At 73.1% G+C, this 16161-nt stretch carries 9 protein-coding genes; 1 reads left to right on the top strand and 8 read right to left on the bottom strand.

Features of this window, described 5'->3' with window-relative positions; all coding sequences use genetic code 11:
• Positions 1-1268: maltotransferase domain-containing protein (locus tag ACFV46_RS11055; RefSeq protein ID WP_385497800.1), on the bottom strand; the 1268-nt coding region annotated here is incomplete at its 3' end.
• A gap of 263 nt (positions 1269-1531) precedes the next feature.
• Positions 1532-2734, bottom strand: coding sequence for a S8 family peptidase (locus ACFV46_RS11050; RefSeq protein WP_361933651.1), 1203 nt, complete (start codon positions 2732-2734; stop codon positions 1532-1534).
• A gap of 323 nt (positions 2735-3057) precedes the next feature.
• On the opposite strand from ACFV46_RS11050, the gene ACFV46_RS11045 reads away from it, so the two are divergent.
• The gene (locus tag ACFV46_RS11045) at positions 3058-5676 is read left to right on the top strand and encodes a glycosyltransferase family 1 protein (protein WP_376727453.1); all 2619 of its coding nucleotides are present in this window, start codon (positions 3058-3060) and stop codon (positions 5674-5676) included.
• 31 nt (positions 5677-5707) lie between these two features.
• Here ACFV46_RS11045 and ACFV46_RS11040 read toward each other — a convergent pair whose 3' ends face one another.
• The 6 genes from ACFV46_RS11040 to ACFV46_RS11015 form a co-directional block, all read right to left on the bottom strand.
• Positions 5708-6217, bottom strand: coding sequence for a DUF1990 domain-containing protein (locus ACFV46_RS11040; protein ID WP_361933657.1), 510 nt, complete (start codon positions 6215-6217; stop codon positions 5708-5710).
• Between the two features lie 69 nt (positions 6218-6286).
• Positions 6287-7945: a M4 family metallopeptidase gene (locus ACFV46_RS11035; protein WP_385497798.1), complete on the bottom strand. Its 1659-nt coding sequence runs from the start codon at positions 7943-7945 to the stop codon at positions 6287-6289.
• 214 nt (positions 7946-8159) lie between these two features.
• Positions 8160-10208, bottom strand: coding sequence for a M4 family metallopeptidase (locus ACFV46_RS11030; RefSeq protein WP_385497797.1), 2049 nt, complete (start codon positions 10206-10208; stop codon positions 8160-8162).
• A gap of 307 nt (positions 10209-10515) precedes the next feature.
• Positions 10516-12546, bottom strand: coding sequence for an NAD(+) synthase (locus ACFV46_RS11025; protein ID WP_361933666.1), 2031 nt, complete (start codon positions 12544-12546; stop codon positions 10516-10518).
• Positions 12547-12618: 72 nt separating this feature from the next.
• Positions 12619-14427 (bottom strand): ABC transporter ATP-binding protein, encoded by a 1809-nt coding sequence (locus ACFV46_RS11020; RefSeq protein ID WP_385497796.1) that lies wholly within the window; start codon positions 14425-14427, stop codon positions 12619-12621.
• Complete coding sequence (locus tag ACFV46_RS11015) at positions 14424-16145, bottom strand: ABC transporter ATP-binding protein (protein ID WP_385497795.1); 1722 nt, start codon at positions 16143-16145, stop codon at positions 14424-14426. Before ACFV46_RS11015 ends, ACFV46_RS11020 begins: the two co-directional genes overlap by 4 nt.
• Positions 16146-16161: the final 16 nt, after the last annotated feature.

Here is a 16161-nt window from a genome sequence, read left to right as displayed (position 1 = left end):
CGCACGCCGTGGCCCATCCAGTGCCGCAGGATCCGCAGCGTCTCGGTGACCAGGCCGTCCATGTCGGCGTCGAACGCGATCGGGTAGATGTCCTGATACTTCTTCGGCGGGTTCTCCGCATACGCGATGGTGCCGTCGGGGCGGTGGTGGAACCACTCCGGGTGCTTCGACACCCACGGATGGTCCGGCGAGCACTGCAGGGCGAAGTCCAGCGCGATCTCCAGCCCCAGCTCCCTCGCGCGGGCCACGAACCGGTCGAAGTCCTCGATCGTGCCCAGGTCCGGGTGCACGGCGTCGTGCCCGCCCTCCGGCGACCCGATCGCCCACGGCACCCCCACATCCCGCGGCCCGGCCGACAGGGTGTTGTTGGGGCCCTTGCGGAACGTCGTGCCGATCGGGTGGATCGGCGGCAGGTACACCACGTCGAAACCCATCGCGGCGATCGCCGGCAACCGGCGCGCCGCCGACTCGAACGTGCCGTGCGGCCGCTCCGCGGTGCCCTCCGAACGCGGGAAGAACTCGTACCACGCCCCGTACAGGGCCCGTTCCCGCTCCACCAGCAACGGCAGCGGCTCCGACGCCGTCACCAGATCCCGCACCGGATACCGGGCCAGGACGTCGTCGACCTCGGGGGCCAGCGCGGCCGACAGCCGCCAGGCCGCCGGGCGGCTCTCGTCCCGCAGCGCCTCGGCCGCCCGCAGGACCACCGCCCGCGCGGGGCCCTCGGGCACTCCGGCGGCGGCGCGTTCGTGCAGGCGCGCGCCCTCCTCCAGCACCAGGTCGGTGTCGATGCCGGCCGGGATCTTGATCTGGGCGGTGTGCCGCCAGGTGGTGACCGGGTCGCCCCACGCCTCCACCCGGTAGGTCCAGTGGCCGGGCGCGTCCGGGGTGACGGTGGCGCCCCAGCGGTCGGTGCCCGGCGCGAGTTCGCGCATCGGCGTCCAGGGACCCGGGCGGCCCTCCGGATCGGTCAGCACGACGTTGGCGGCCACCGCGTCGTGGCCCTCCCGGAACACGGTCGCCGTGACCGGGAAGGACTCGCCGGTCACCGCCTTGGCGGGGCGGCGCCCGTGCTGCACGACCGGGCGGACGTCGAGGACCGGTATGCGCCCGACCCCGTCCGCCGCGCCGGCCGGGGCGGGCCGCGGCGCCGGGGGGCCCGGGTCGGCGGTGGCGGCGCCCCGGACGGGCGGGGCCGCGGGGCGGGACGCCGGGGTCCCGGCGCGGGACGTCGGGGGTGAGGACGACTGGTGGTGCTTGGCGGGCATGACCGCTCCTGTCCGCGTCAACGTTGGTGGGCGGATGGCAATGGGGAGGTGGGTCCTGCGGTGTGACGGTGTCGCTGTCGGCTGCACCCCGTGGGGGTGTGCGCCCGGGAGCGCACGGGTGGGGTGTACCGGAGGAGCCTTCCCACCCTATTCGGGTGGGCAATCCGGCACTTTGTTAACTACTCACGCGTATGTCTACGCACAAGACCGGCCCCGTTCCGGACGGACGGGACCGATACCCGTACTCCGCCGTGACACGTCCGCTACGGCCCAGGAATACGCAGGAGTTCGTCCGGCGACCCGGCCCCGCGGCCGGAGATCCTGCCGGACACGGCCCGCGCCACGAGCGCCTTGGACACCTGCGCGGGTGTGGCCTTGCGATGCCCGGCCAGATAGAGCGCGGCGGCCCCCGCGACGTGCGGAGACGCCATCGACGTGCCCGAGTAGGTGGCCTTCGCGGTGTCGCTCGTGTGTGCCGCCGAGGTGATCGACACGCCCGGGGCGAACAGGTCCAGGGCGGGCCCGTGGTTGGAGAAGCCGGCCCGCCGGTCGGTGCGGTCGGTGGCGCCCACGGTGAGGGCCTGGGACACCCCGGCGGGGGAGTACAGCGCGGCGGGCCGCCCGGCGTTGCCCGCCGCGACCGTGTAGGTGACGCCGGACGCCACGGAGTTGCGTACGGCGGCGTCCAGTTGCCTGTTGCGGGGACCGCCCAGGCTGACGTTCGCGACGGCCGGCTTCCTCGCGTGCCGGGTCACCCAGTCGATGCCGGCGATGACGTCGGCGGTGCTGCCGCCGCCCGTGTCGTCCAGCACGCGCACCGACACGACCTGCGCCTTCTTGGCGACGCCGTACCGGGTGCCCGCGATCGTGCCGGCGACGTGCGTGCCGTGGCCGTTGCCGTCGCCGGCGGTCCGGTCGTCGTCCACGAAGTCCCAGCCGTACGCCGCCCGGCCGCCGAAGTCCCGGTGCGAGACGCGGACACCGGTGTCGATGACGTACACCGTCACACCGGCCCCCGCGGACCCCGGCCACCGGTAGCCCTTGTCCAGCGGGAGATTGGCCTGATCGACGCGGTCGAGTCCCCAGGACGGAGGATTCTTCTGCGTGTCCTCGAGCGTCACCCGGGTGTCCTGCGTGACCGAGGCGACCCGGGGGTCGGCCGCGAGCCGCCCGGCCTGTCCCGCGTCGGCGCGGACGGCCCAGCCGTTGAGGACCGTGCCGTACGTATGGCTGATTCTCACCCCGTACCGTGCGGCGAGGCTCTTTCCGGCCGCCGACAGGGCCGGCGTCCCCTGTCTGAGGGTCACCACATAGCTGCCGCCGACGGCGCCGGGCAGCCCGGCACCCCGTATCCGCCCCTCCGGTGCGGCGTGCGCGGGCGCCCCGGCGGCCGAGAGCGCGGCGACACAGGTCACCGCGGTCAGGCCGGACGCCCAGCGCAGACGCCGTGTACGCGTCCGTGCCATGGTGTGGCTTCCCCTCCTCGTGTCGGCGCACGGCGGCCCTGGAACACCCGGTGCACCCGGCGTGGGCCGGCGCGCCACCCGTCACCCTCTCCTGATGCGAGAAGTCGCCACAAGGACGCCTACGGGGGTGGAATCGGCCATATCCGCCCTGGCCGGATCGACAAAGGTTGCGTCCACTTTCGGACGGACATCCGTCGTACGACGCGCCCCGGGCTACGCAAATCGCACGCTGGTGACGAAGCCCCGCATACCGATACCGTCGGGGGCGTTGACGGGACCCACACCGCCGTGTGTCCCCTGCCACGTGCTGCCCGAGGTGGAAAGTGAAGGCGATCCGTCGGTTCACCGTCCGTCCTGTCCTCCCCGAACCCCTGCGGCCCCTCAGCGACCTGGCGCGCAATCTGCGCTGGTCCTGGCACGCGCAGACCCGCGAACTCTTCCGCTCCGTCGACCCCGGGCGCTGGGCCGCCTCGGGCGACGACCCCGTACGCCTCCTGGGCAGCGTCCCGCCCGCCCGGCTCGCCGAGCTGGCCGCGGACGCGCCCTTCCTGGAGCGGCTGGCCGCCGCGGCCCGCGACCTCGACGACTACGTCACCGGCGAGCGCTGGTACCAGCGGCAGCCCGCGGGACTCCCCGCGGCCGTCGCCTACTTCTCGCCCGAGTTCGGCATCACGGCCGCTCTGCCGCAGTACTCCGGCGGCCTCGGCATCCTCGCCGGCGACCATCTGAAGGCGGCCAGCGACCTCGGCGTCCCCCTGATCGGCGTCGGCCTGCTGTATCGGCACGGCTACTTCCGCCAGAGCCTGTCCCGGGACGGCTGGCAGCAGGAGCACTACCCGGTCCTCGACCCCAACGAGCTGCCGCTCGCCCTGCTGAAGGAGGCCGACGGCACCCCCGCCCGGATCCGGCTGGCGCTGCCCGGCGGCCGCTCGCTGCACGCCCGCGTCTGGCTCGCCCAGGTCGGCCGGGTCCCGCTGCTGCTGCTCGACTCCGACGTCGAGGAGAACGACCTCGGCGAACGCGGCGTCACCGACCGGCTCTACGGCGGCGGCAGCGAACACCGGCTGCTCCAGGAGATGCTCCTCGGCATAGGAGGGGTGCGGGCCGTGCGGACGTACTGCCGGCTCACCGGCCACCCCGCGCCGGAGGTCTTCCACACCAACGAGGGCCACGCCGGCTTCCTCGGCCTGGAGCGCATCGCCGAACTGTGCGCGCGGGACCTCGACTTCGACGCGGCGCTGGAGGCCGTCCGGGCGGGCACGGTGTTCACCACGCACACCCCCGTCCCGGCCGGCATCGACCGCTTCGACCGCGAACTGGTCGCCCGCCACTTCGGGCCCGACGCCGAACTGCCCGGCCTCGACGTGGCCCGCATCCTCCAGCTCGGCATGGAGACCTACCCCGGCGGCGAGCCCAACCTGTTCAACATGGCCGTGATGGGCCTGCGCCTGGGCCAGCGGGCCAACGGGGTGTCCCTGCTGCACGGCAACGTCAGCCGCGAGATGTTCTCCGGGCTGTGGCCGGGCTTCGACCCCGACGAGGTCCCGATCACCTCCGTCACCAACGGCGTGCACGCCCCGACCTGGGTCGCGCCCGAGGTGTTCCGCCTCGGCGCCGACCGGATCGGCGCCCGGCGCATGGAGGACGCCCTCACCGTGGGCGGCTCCGACCGCTGGGACGCCGTCGCCGACATCCCCGACCAGGACGTCTGGGAGCTGCGCCGGGTGCTGCGCGAGCAGCTGGTGCAGGAGGTGCGCGAGCGGCTGCGCGCCTCGTGGCGGCAGCGGGGCGCCGGGACCGCCGAACTGGGCTGGGTCGACGGGGTCCTCGACCCGGACGTCCTGACCATCGGCTTCGCCCGCCGCGTCCCCTCGTACAAGCGGCTCACGCTGATGCTGCGGGACCCCGACCGGCTGATGAGCCTGCTGCTGCACCCGGAGCGGCCCGTCCAGATCGTGGTCGCGGGCAAGGCGCACCCGGCGGACGACGGCGGCAAGCGGCTCGTCCAGGAACTGGTGCGCTTCGCGGACGACCCGCGGGTGCGCCACCGCATCGTCTTCCTGCCGGACTACGGCATGGCGATGGCCAAGAAGCTCTACCCGGGCTGCGACATCTGGCTGAACAACCCGCTGCGGCCACTGGAGGCCTGCGGCACCTCCGGCATGAAGGCCGCGCTGAACGGCTGCCTCAACCTGTCCGTCCTGGACGGCTGGTGGGACGAGTGGTTCCAGCCCGACTTCGGCTGGTCGATCCCCACGGCCGACGGCACCGGCACCGACCCGGACCGCCGGGACGACATAGAGGCCGCGGCGCTGTACGACCTGCTGGAGCAGAGGATCACACCCCGCTTCTACGAGCGCGGACGGGACGGCCTGCCGGACCGCTGGATCGAGATGGTCCGCCGGACGCTGGCCCTGCTCGGGCCGAAGGTGCTGGCCGGCCGGATGGTCCGCGAGTACGTCGACCGCCTCTACACCCCGGCCGCGCACGCCCACCGCGCGATGACCCCGGACGCGGCGCGTGAGCTGGCGGGCTGGAAGGCCCGGGTGCGCGCGGCCTGGCACGCCGTCACCGTCGACCACGTCGAGACGTCGGCCGCGGAACCGACCGCGGAGCTCGGCTCGACGCTGCGCCTGCGCGTCCGGGTCGGCCTCGGCGAGCTGGGCCCGGAGGACGTGGAGGTGCAGGCCGTCTCGGGCCGCGTCGACGGCGAGGACCGGATCGCGGACGCCTCGACGGTGCCGCTGAAACCGGTGGGCAGCCCCGACGCGGAGGGCCGCTGGGTCTACGAGGGCCCGCTCTCCCTGGACCGCACCGGCCCCTACGGCTACACGGTCCGCATCCTCCCCTCCCACCGCCTCCTGGCCTCGAGCGCCGAACTCGGCCTGCTGGCGGTGCCCTCCCAGGAGACGGGGGAGGGGGGCGGGGTGCTGCTGCGGTGAGCGTGCGCCCGGCCGGTCCGCCGGCCGGGCGTCAGTACTCGGACGCGGGCACGGTCAGCCTGCGCAGCACCGCTCCGCACCGTCGTGCGTAGGCGTGCTGGAGGCCCCGGGTGGCCGGGCCGCCCGCGCGGGAGTACCACTTCGCCGGGCGGCTGAAGGCGTTCACGGTGAGCCAGACCGTGCCGTCGCCGGTGCGCTCCACGACGAAGGCCTCCTCGCCGCACTCGGGGTGGCCGGTGAGGGTGCCGTAGGCCCAGCCGGTCCTGCGGTACTCCTCCACCGTCCACACGACCCGGCAGGGGGCCTTGATCACGCCGGCGAGGGTGATCGTGACGTCGACGCCGGTGGCCGCGCGGTCGGCCGAGGCGTCGACGCCGACGCCCATCGCGCGGTGCATCTCCCAGGTCATCACCGCGTCGGCGGCTCTGCGGAAGACGTCCTCGCCCTCGCCTACGCGGGTGCGCACATGGAGGGGGTGGAAGCCGGGCGGGCAGAAGCCGGTCTGCCGGGTCGCGCCGACGTCGTCGTACGTGAAGGACATGGGAACCAAGAGTAGGGCGGCACCCGGGGACGCGGTCGTCCCGGGTGCCGCCCGCCGGTCAGGACCGGATCAGCTCACGTTGACCGCGGCCCAGGCGGCGGCCACCGCCTTGTACTCGGTGCTGGTGGAGCCGTACAGGGCGGACGCCGCGTTCAGCGTCGCCGTGCGGGCGCCCGCGTAGTTCGTCGTCGACGTCATGTACGACGTCAGCGCCTTGTACCAGATCTGCACGGCCTTGGCGCGGCCGATACCGGTGACCGTCGAGCCGTTGGACGTCGGGGAGTTGTAGCTCACCCCGTTGATCGTCCGGGCGCCGCTGCCCTCCGCGAGGAGGAAGAAGAAGTGGTTCGCGGGGCCCGACGAGTAGTGCACGTCGAGGTTCTTCAGGCTCGACGACCAGCTGTCGGCGGACGCGCCGTCCTTGCTGGGCTTGTCCATGTAGCGCAGCGGCGTGCCGTCGCCGTTGATGTCGATCTTCTCGCCGATGAGGTAGTCGCCGGCGTCGGAGGAGTTGCCCGCGTAGAACTCCACCGCCGTGCCGAGGATGTCCGAGGTGGCCTCGTTGAGGCCGCCGGACTCGCCCGAGTAGTTCAGGCCCGCGGTGTTGGAGGTGACGCCGTGGGTCATCTCGTGGCCGGCTACGTCCAGCGAGGTCAGCGGGTGGGTGTTGCCCGTGCCGTCGCCGTACGTCATGCAGAAGCAGCTGTCGGACCAGAACGCGTTGACGTAGGCGTTCCCGTAGTGCACACGGGAGTAGGCGGCCTGGCCGTTGTTCTTGATGCCGTTGCGGCCGAAGGTGTTCTTGTAGAAGTCCCAGGTGACCTGGGCGCCGTAGGCGGCGTCCACGGCGGCCGTCTGGTCGCTGGTCGAGCTGGAGGCGCTGCCGGTGCCCCAGACGTCGTCCGCGTCGGTGAACAGGGTGCCCGTGGACGAGCTGGTGCTGCGCGCCTTGTTGTACGTCTTGTGGCCGCCGCGCGAGGTGTCGTACAGCTGGTACGTCGACCCGGACTTGGTGGTGCCGAGGGTGACGGTGCCCGAGTACAGGCTCTTGCCGCTGCCGGTCTCGATGCCCTGGTACTCGTAGAGCTTCGCGCCGGTGGCGGCGTCGGTGACGACGTGCAGCTCGTTCGGGGTGCCGTCCTCCTGGAGACCCCCGACGACCGTCTCGTACGCCAGGGTCGGCTTGCCGTCGGCCGCCCAGATCACCTTGCGGGGCGCGCCGTCGGCCTCGGTCTTCTCGGCGCCGGCCGCCTCGGCCCGCTTCAGGGCCTGGCCCTCGGCCTTCGCGGCGCTGATCGCCGGCTTCAGCGAGGACACCTTGATGGCGGCCTTCGTCGCCTTGGTCACGCCCTTGCGCGCGCCGGACGCCGACTCGTGGACGACCAGGTCGCCGCCGAGGACGGGGAGCCCGGCGTAGGTGCGCTCGTAGCGGGTGTGGACCGAGCCGTCGGCGTCCTTGACGACGTCTCTGACGACCAGCTTCTCCTGGGCGCCGAGGCCGAGGTCCTCGGCGGTCGCGGCGGCCTCGGCCTGCTGGTCCTGGATCAGGGCGGTGCGCGCCGCGGGCGCCAGGGCGACCGGGACGGCCAGCGGTGCGGCCTCGGCGCCGCCGGCGGGGGCCGCGGACGACGTCCCGGCGGTGAGGGCGGTGGTGAGGAGTGCCCCGGCCGCGACGGCGGTGGATATGGCCAGGGTGGTGCGCTTGCGACGCGCGTAGAGGGGGGTCACACGGGCTCCTTGGTGGGGGAAGGACGGGGAGATCTGTGCGGCGGTTGAGGGAAGAGTGGCATCTAGGTCGCGTACATGTCATGAGGCCGAGATGATGTTGACCTGAATTTGACCATCGGCCAAAAGTTTCTGATATGTGAACGGGCGCCGCCCCGGCGGGAGTTGAACCCACCGGGACGGCGCCCCGTACCGGGATGCACCGCGTGCGCGCGGCCTACGGGAAGGTCAGCTTCCAGCTGTTGATGTAGCCGGTGTCGAGCGACGCGTTGTCCTGGACCTGCAGTTTCCAGACACCGTTGGCGGCCTCGGAGGAGGCGTTCACGGTGTACGTCGTGTCGATGTTGTCCGCGCTGCCGCCGGTGCCGTAGCCCTTGAGGGCGTACACGCTGCCGTCGGGAGCGACGAGGTCGACCTTCAGGTCACCGATGTAGGTGTGGACGATGTTCACGCCGACCTGGAGGTTGGACGGCGCGTTGCCGGTCCGCCCCGAGACGGTGATCGACGAGGTGACCGCCGAGCCCCGGTCCGGGATGGCGACGTCGGCCGTGTTCTCGAAGGTGGTGCCGCCACCGCCGCCGCCGTCGGAGCGCGTACCGACGTTGACGCCCGCCCAGGCGTCCTGGACCGCCTTGTACTCGGCGCTGGTGGTGCCGTACAGCTCACCGGTCGCGGCCAGGGTGCCGGTGCGGGCGGCCGCGTAGTTGGTGTTCGAGGTGAACTTCGTGGTCAGCGCGCGGAACCAGATCTTCTCCGCCTTGGCACGGCCGATGCCGGTGACCGGAAGGCCGTCCGAAGTGGGCGAGTTGTAGGTGACACCGTTGATGGTCTTGGTGCCGCTGCCCTCGCTCAGCAGGTAGAAGAAGTGGTTCGCCGGGCCGGACGAGTAGTGCACGTCGACCGAGCCGATGCCCGAGTACCAGGAGTCCTTGGACGCGCCGTCCTTGCTCGGCTTGTCCATGTACCGCAGCGGCGAGCCGTCGCCGTTGATGTCGATCTCCTCGCCGATGAGGTAGTCACCGACGTCGGAGGAGTTGCCCGCGTAGAACTCGACGGTCGAGCCGAAGATGTCGGAGGTCGCCTCGTTCAGGCCGCCGGACTCGCCGCTGTAGACGAGGCCCGCGGTGTTCGAGGTGACGCCGTGGGTCATCTCGTGGCCGGCCACGTCGATCGCGGTCAGCGGGTGCGTGTTGCCCGAGCCGTCGCCGTACGTCATGCAGAAGCAGCTGTCGGACCAGAACGCGTTCACGTAGTTGTTGCCGTAGTGGACACGGGAGTAGGCGCCGACGCCGTCGCCCCGGATGCCGCTGCGGCCGTGCACGTTCTTGTAGTAGTCCCACGTCAGCGCGGCGCCGTAGTGCGCGTCGGCCGCCGCGGTCTCCGCGTTGGACGCCGAGCCGTTGCCCCAGACGTCGTCGGAGCCGGAGAACAGCGTCCCGGTGCCCGAGGTGCCGCGGTTGAGGTTGTACGTCTTGTGGCCGCCGCGCGCGCCGTCGGTCAGGTTGTACGTCGAGCCCGACTGCGTGGTGGTCAGCGTGACGGTGCCGCTGTACATCGTGTTGCCGGTGCCGGTCTCGATGCCCTGGTACTCGTAGAGCTTCGCGCCGGTGGCGGCGTCGGTGACGACGTGCAGCTCGTTCGGGGTGCCGTCCTCCTGGAGACCCCCGACGACCGTCTCGTACGCCAGGGTCGGCTTGCCGTTCGCCGCCCAGATCACCTTGCGCGGCGCCTTGTCGACGTCCGCGGTCCTGGCGTCGTCGGCCTTCGCCGCGGCCAGCGCCTGCTTCTCGGCCTTCGCGGCGGGGACGGCGGCCGTGGTGGTGGCCGGCCTGATCGCGGCGCGGGTCGCCTTCACGACGTCCTTGGTGGCGCCGGACTTCGAGGTCTCCACGACCAGGTCGCCGCCGAGGACGGGCAGCCCGTCGTAGGTGCGCTCGTAGCGGGTGTGGACCGTGCCGTCGCCGTCCTTGACGACGTCACGGACGACCAGCTTCTCCTTGGCGCCGAGGCCCAGGTCCTTCGCGGTGTCCGCCTTGGTGGCGTTGGCCTCGCGTATGAGTTCGGCGCGCTGGGCGGGGGTGAGCTTGACCGACTCGGCGCCCGGGAGCACCTGGCCGGCGGCCTGCGGGGCCCGGGGCGGGGCCGCGGTCGCGGCGCCCGACTGGACCGCTGCCGCGACGAGCGCGGCGACGCCGACGAGGGCCACGGCGGCGGCCCGGCGGCGGGGGGTGTGGGGGGTGCGTCTGTGGGAGGACCTGTCTCTCAACACTGACTCCTTCTGCGCGGCCGCGGATCACGCGACCAGGGGAGACCGGCCGGCGGGTGGGCCGTCCGGGCAGATCGTGGTGGTACGCAGAACGACGTGCGTGCGGAGCTCGGCCGCGGCCACCGCCGTGCGGCGGTGCTGTGGGGTTGCTGTGTCGCGGCCGTGGGAAGAGTGGCAGGTGATTGCGGTTTCTGTCAGGGGCGCGTCAGGAAGTTGGCCGGAAATCGTTCGTTGTCCGGGAGTTCACGTTCGATAAACGGACCGGACACCTCGGACGCCTTGAACGCTCCGGCCCCCCCGGGACACCTCAGGCGTCGATGCGCTCCAGATCGCGCAGCCAGGCCGCCGCGTTGCCGTCGGAGGGCGCCCGCCAGTCGCCGCGCGGGGAGAGCGACCCCCCGGCCGACACCTTCGGGCCGTTGGGCATCGCGGACCGCTTGAACTGTGCGAACGCGAAGAAGCGACGGCAGAAGACCTCCAGCCAGCGCCGGATCTCCGCCAGGTCGTACGCCACCCGCTTGGCCTCGGGGAAGCCGGGCGGCCAGGCGCCGGCCGCCACGTCGTGCCAGGCGTGCCAGGCCAGGAAGGCGATCTTCGACGGCCGGAAGCCGTACCGCAGCACATGGAACAGCGTGAAGTCGTGCAGCGCGTACGGCCCGATCTTCGACTCCGTCGACTGCATCTCCTCGCCCGGCACCAGCTCCGGGCTGATCTCGGTGTCCAGGATCGCGGTCAGCGTGCGGCCGGTCTCCTCGTCGAACTGGCCGGAGGCGACGACCCAGCGGATCAGATGCTGGATCAGCGTCTTCGGCACCCCGCCGTTGACGTTGTAGTGGCTCATCTGGTCGCCGACGCCGTACGTCGACCAGCCCAGCGCCAGCTCCGACAGGTCGCCCGTGCCCAGTACGATCCCGCCGCGCTGGTTCGCCAGCCGGAACAGGTAGTCGGTGCGCAGACCGGCCTGCACGTTCTCGAAGGTGACGTCGTACACCGGCTCGCCGGACGCGAACGGGTGGCCCATCTCCTCCAGCATCAGCCGCGCGGTCGGCGTGATGTCCAGCTCGGCCGCCGTGACGCCCAGCGAGTTCATCAGCTTGTGGGCGTTGTCCTTGGTGTGGTCGCTGGTGGCGAAGCCCGGCAGCGTGAACGCCAGGATGTCGCTGCGCGGCCGGCCCGCCCGGTCCATCGCGCGGGCCGCGACGATCAGCGCGTGCGTGGAGTCCAGACCGCCGGACACCCCGATGACGACCTTCGGGTTCCCGATCGCGGCCAGCCGCTGCTGGAGCCCCGCGACCTGGATGTTGTACGCCTCGTAGCAGTCCAGGGCCAGGCGCTCGGCGTCCGCCGGCACGAACGGGAACCGCTCCACCCGGCGCCTGAGCCCCAGGTCGCCGGCCGGCGGGTCCAGCAGGAACGCGATCCGCCGGAAGTCGCCGGTGCGCCCGGCGTGAGTGCGCCGGTTGTCGTCGAACGTGCCCATGCGCAGGCGCTCCTGGCGCAGCAGGTCCAGGTCCACGTCGGCCACCGCGAACTGGTCGTCGGCGGAGAAACGGTCCGTCTCCGCGAGGAGCACACCGTTCTCGTAGATCATCGTCTGCCCGTCCCAGGACAGGTCCGTCGTCGACTCGCCCAGACCGGCCGCCGAGTACACGTAGGCCGCCAGGCAGCGCGAGGACGCCGAACGGCACAGCAGCCGGCGGTCCTCGGCCCGGCCCACCGTGATCGGGCTGCCCGACAGGTTCGCGAGCACGGTGGCGCCGGCCAGCGCCGCCTCCGCGCTCGGCGGCACCGGCACCCACATGTCCTCGCAGATCTCCGCGTGCAGCACCAGCCCCGGCACGTCCCGCGCCTCGAAGAGCAGGTCCGTCCCGAACGGGACCTCCTCGCCGCCGATCCGGATGGTGCCGCCGCGCTCGTCGTCACCGGCCGCGATCTGCCGCTTCTCGTAGAACTCGCGGTAGTTCGGCGGGTACGACTTCGGCGCCACGCCGAGGATCCGGCCCCGGTGCACGACGACCGCGCAGTTGTAGACGCGGTTCCGGTGGCGCAGCGGGGCGCCCACCACGAGCACCGTCAGCAGGTCCGCCGACCCCGCGACGACCGTGTCCAGCGCCCGCTCCACGTCGTCCAGCACCACGTCCTGGAGCAGCAGGTCCTCGATGGAGTAGCCGGTCAGCCCCAGCTCGGGGAAGACGGCGACGGCCACCCCCTCCTCGGCGCACCGCCGCGCCTGCCGCAGGGCGGCCTCCGCGTTGGCCTGGGGGTCGGCGACGACGGTGTGGCCCGTGCACGCGGCCACCCGCGCGAAGCCGTGCTGGTAGATCGACCAGAAGTTCAATGGACCGTGCTTTCTGCTGGACGTTCCGCGGCGTGTCAGCCTCTAGTACCCCGTCGAGCATAAATCTTCCGATCATGCGCCCCCGGATTCAGGTCCACGGCCCGAGGCGGGCCGTTCACCGTGCCAGGACCGCCACAGCGCCGCATACGCCCCGCCGGCCTCGACCAGCTCCTCGTGCGTGCCCAGCTCGGTGAGCAGGCCGCCCTCCATCACGGCCACCCGGTCGGCGTCGTGCGCGGTGTGCAGCCGGTGGGCGACGGCGATGACCGTACGGCCCCGCAGCACGGCGGCCAGCGCCCGCTCGGTGTGCCGGGCGGTCGCCGGGTCGAGCAGGGCCGTCGCCTCGTCGAGGATCAGGGTGTGCGGGTCGGCCAGCACCACCCGCGCCAGCGCGAGCTGCTGCGCCTGCGAGCCGTCCGTGGGGCTGCCCCCGTCGCCGAGCCGGGTGTCCAGGCCGGCGGGCAGCTCCCGCACCCAGCCGTCGGCGCCGACCGCCGTGAGCGCCGCCCACAGCGCGTCGTCCGACGCGGACGGCTCGGCGATCCGGAGGTTGTCGCGGACGGTGCCGAGGAAGACGTGGTGCTCCTGCGTGACCAGGACGACCTGCCGGCGCAGCTGCTCCGGGCCGAGCTCGGCCACCGGCACCCCGCCGACCGTCACCGCGCCGGCGGTCGGCGCGTCCACACCCGCGAGGAGCCGGCTCAGCGTCGACTTCCCGGCGCCCGACGGACCGACGATCGCCAGCCGTTCACCGGGCCGCACCGCCAGATCGACCCCGCCGAGGACCTCGCCGCCCCGGTCGTAGGCGTAGCGCACGCCCGTCACGTCGATGCGGTCGCCCTCGGGGACCGGGCCGGCCGTGTCCGCCGCCTGCGGGGCGCGGGCCAGTCCTTCCACGCGGGCGAACGAGGCGCCGCTGCTCTGCAGTTGCTCCACCCGCATCAGGATCTCGTCCAGCGGGTTGACCATCTGCTGGAGGTACAGCGCCGCCGCGACCACCGTGCCCAGGCTGATCGCGCCGCGCGCGTGCAGCGCGCCGCCGACGAGCAGGACCGTCACCACGGGCACCAGATAGGCGATCTCGACCGCCGGGAAGAACACTGTGCGCAGGAACAGGGTGTGGAGCCGGGCCCGGCGCGAGACGTCCAGCGCGTCCCGGCTCGCCGCCACCCGCCGCCGCTCCAGCCGCAGCGCCTCCACGGTGCGGGCGCCGGACGCGGTGGCCGCGAGGATCTCGGCGACCTCGGAGTTGGCCGCGCCCTCCGCGAGATAGCCCGCCCGGGCCCGGCGCAGGTACCAGCGCAGCACCGGCCACAGCACGGCCAGGCCGAGCAGCCCGCAGACGCCGAACAGGGGGTCCAGCACGAACACCGCGACCAGCAGGAACAGCACCTGCACGCCGTTGATGAGCAGTTCCGGCCCGGCGTCCCGCAGGGTGGTGCCGACGGCGGTCACGTCCGTGGTGCCGCGCGCCGTCAGGTCGCCGGTGCCGGCCCGCTCCACGACCGACGCGGGCAGCGCGAGCGTACGGCGGACGTACTCCTCGCGGACCCGGGCGAGGGTGCGCTCGCCGAAGCGGTGGCCGACGTACCGGGCCCAGCGGGCCAGGAGCAGCTGCGTGAGCGCCGCCACCAGGATGGCCAGGGCCAGCCGGTCCACGGCCGACACCCCGGAGCCGGCCCGGACCTCGTCGACGATCCGGCCGAGCAGCCAGGGCGCGGCCAGACCGGCGAGCGCGGCGGCCGCGTTCAGGGCGAGCACGGCGGTGAAGGCGCGGGCGTCGGAGCGGACCAGGCGGGCGGTGGCCCGGCGGACGTCCTGGGGCCCCGCCACCGGAAGGGCCCCGCGCGGGGGCCGCTGAGCGCGTTGTCCGTCCGTCACCGCACGACCTCCTCGGCGTCCGCCGCGTCCTCGTCCCGCGCCACCAGGGACCGGTAACCGGGCTCGTACTCCAGCAGGCCCCGGTGCGTCCCGGTGGCCGCCACCTTGCCGTCGACCAGGTAGTGCACGACGTCCGCGCGATCCAGGACGAGAGGGGACGTCGTCGTGACGACGGTGGTGCGGCCGGCCCGGTCGGCGCGCAGCCGCTCGGCGACCCGCGCCTCCGTGTGCGCGTCCAGCGCCGACGTCGGCTCGGCGGCCAGCAGCACCTCCGGGTCGGCCAGCAGCGCGCGCACCAGACGGATCCGCTGGCGCTGCCCGCCGGACAGGTTGCGGCCCTGCGCGTCGACCGGGGAGTCCAGGCCGTCCGGAAGTCCCCGCACGACGTCCTCCGCGACCGCCGTGCGCAGAGCCCGGGCGATCGCCGCCTCGTCCCGGTCGGTGTGCCCGGACACCAGCTCCCGTAGCGGGCCCGCGAACAGGTCCGCCTCGTGGTCGGCCACCAGGACGCGTTCCCGCAGCCGCGCCGCCGGGATCTCGGCCAGCGGGACACCGCCCCAGGTCGCCGCCGACGGCGCGAGGCGGCCGAGGCGGTCGACGACGGCCGCCGCGTCGGCGGGCCGCGCCCCGGCCAGCGCCGTGAGCCGGCCCGGCAGGACCCGCACCCCGGACTCGGGGTCGTACAGCGGCGCCGGCTCGGCGGGCGCGTCCCGGGTGCCGGTGTCCTCCATGGGCTCCAGGCGCAGGAACCGCACGACCCGCCGGGCCGCCACCACGCCCCGGCTGACCTGGTAGCCGCACTCGATGAAGAACGCCACCGGCCCCACCAGCACCGCGACATAGCCGTACACCGACACCAGTTCGCCGACCGTGATCGCGCCCTGGGCGGCGAGCCGGGCGGCCAGCCAGGTCACCACGGCCAGGAACAGCGTCGGCAGACCCACGCCGAGCGCCTGCACCCAGCTGGTGACCGCGCCCACCCGGTAGCCCTGCGCCCGAAGCCGCTGCGAGTCGCGCCGGAAGGCGTCCGCGACCAGGTCCTTGCCGCCGAGGCCGTTGAGGACGCGCAGCCCGCCCGCCAGGTCGGTGATCCGCGCGGTCAGCACCCCCTGCAGCTCCCGGTACTCCGTCTCCGTGCCCTGCAACCGCCCCAGCAGCGGTCCGACCAGCACCCCGATCAGCGGCATCCCGAGCAGCACCACGACCGCGATCGGCACCGACACCGACACCAGCAGCCCGGCCACCACCAGATAGGCGACGACCGCGCCCACCCCGGGCCCCACGACGGTCAGGGAGGTGCTGATGGTCTGCACGTCGCCCACCCCGATGGTGACGACCTCCCCGGCGCCGATCCGGCGCGGCAGCGCGGCACCGAGGCGCACCGCGTGGTCGACCAGCACCTTGACCGTGCGGAAGTTGGCGTCCATCCGCACCCGGGTCATCGTGCGGTGCCGCATGATGCTCAGCCAGGCGTTGAACACGCCCACCACGAACAGCGCGGCCGTCCAGCCCCACAGCGCCCGCCGGTCACCGCTCGCCAGCCCGTCGTCCACGGCCCGCGACAGCAGATAGGGGGTGGCGGCCAGCAGCACCATCCACACACTGGAGATCAGCGCCCCGACGGCGGATCGCGCGAGCTGTCTCCTGACCAGCCACCCCAGATAGCGCCAGCCGCCCCGGCGGTCCGGCTCGCCCGGGTCCCCGTACGCGTCGATCATCGTCCCCCGCATCCCG

The sequence above is a fragment of the Streptomyces sp. NPDC059852 genome (genome assembly GCF_042731455.1).
Lineage (GTDB): Bacteria > Actinomycetota > Actinomycetes > Streptomycetales > Streptomycetaceae > Streptomyces.
Note: the sequence above shows the minus strand (reverse complement) of the source record. Positions and strands in the feature narration are given on the sequence as shown.

Bases quoted from the DNA above. Each gene is read 5' to 3' on its own strand.
- ACFV46_RS11050 (WP_361933651.1), bottom strand. From the start codon at position 2,734: ATGGCACGGACGCGTACACGGCGTCTGCGCTGGGCGTCCGGCCTGACC.
- ACFV46_RS11040 (WP_361933657.1), bottom strand. From the start codon at position 6,217: ATGTCCTTCACGTACGACGACGTCGGCGCGACCCGGCAGACCGGCTTC.
- ACFV46_RS11015 (WP_385497795.1), bottom strand. From the start codon at position 16,145: ATGATCGACGCGTACGGGGACCCGGGCGAGCCGGACCGCCGGGGCGGC.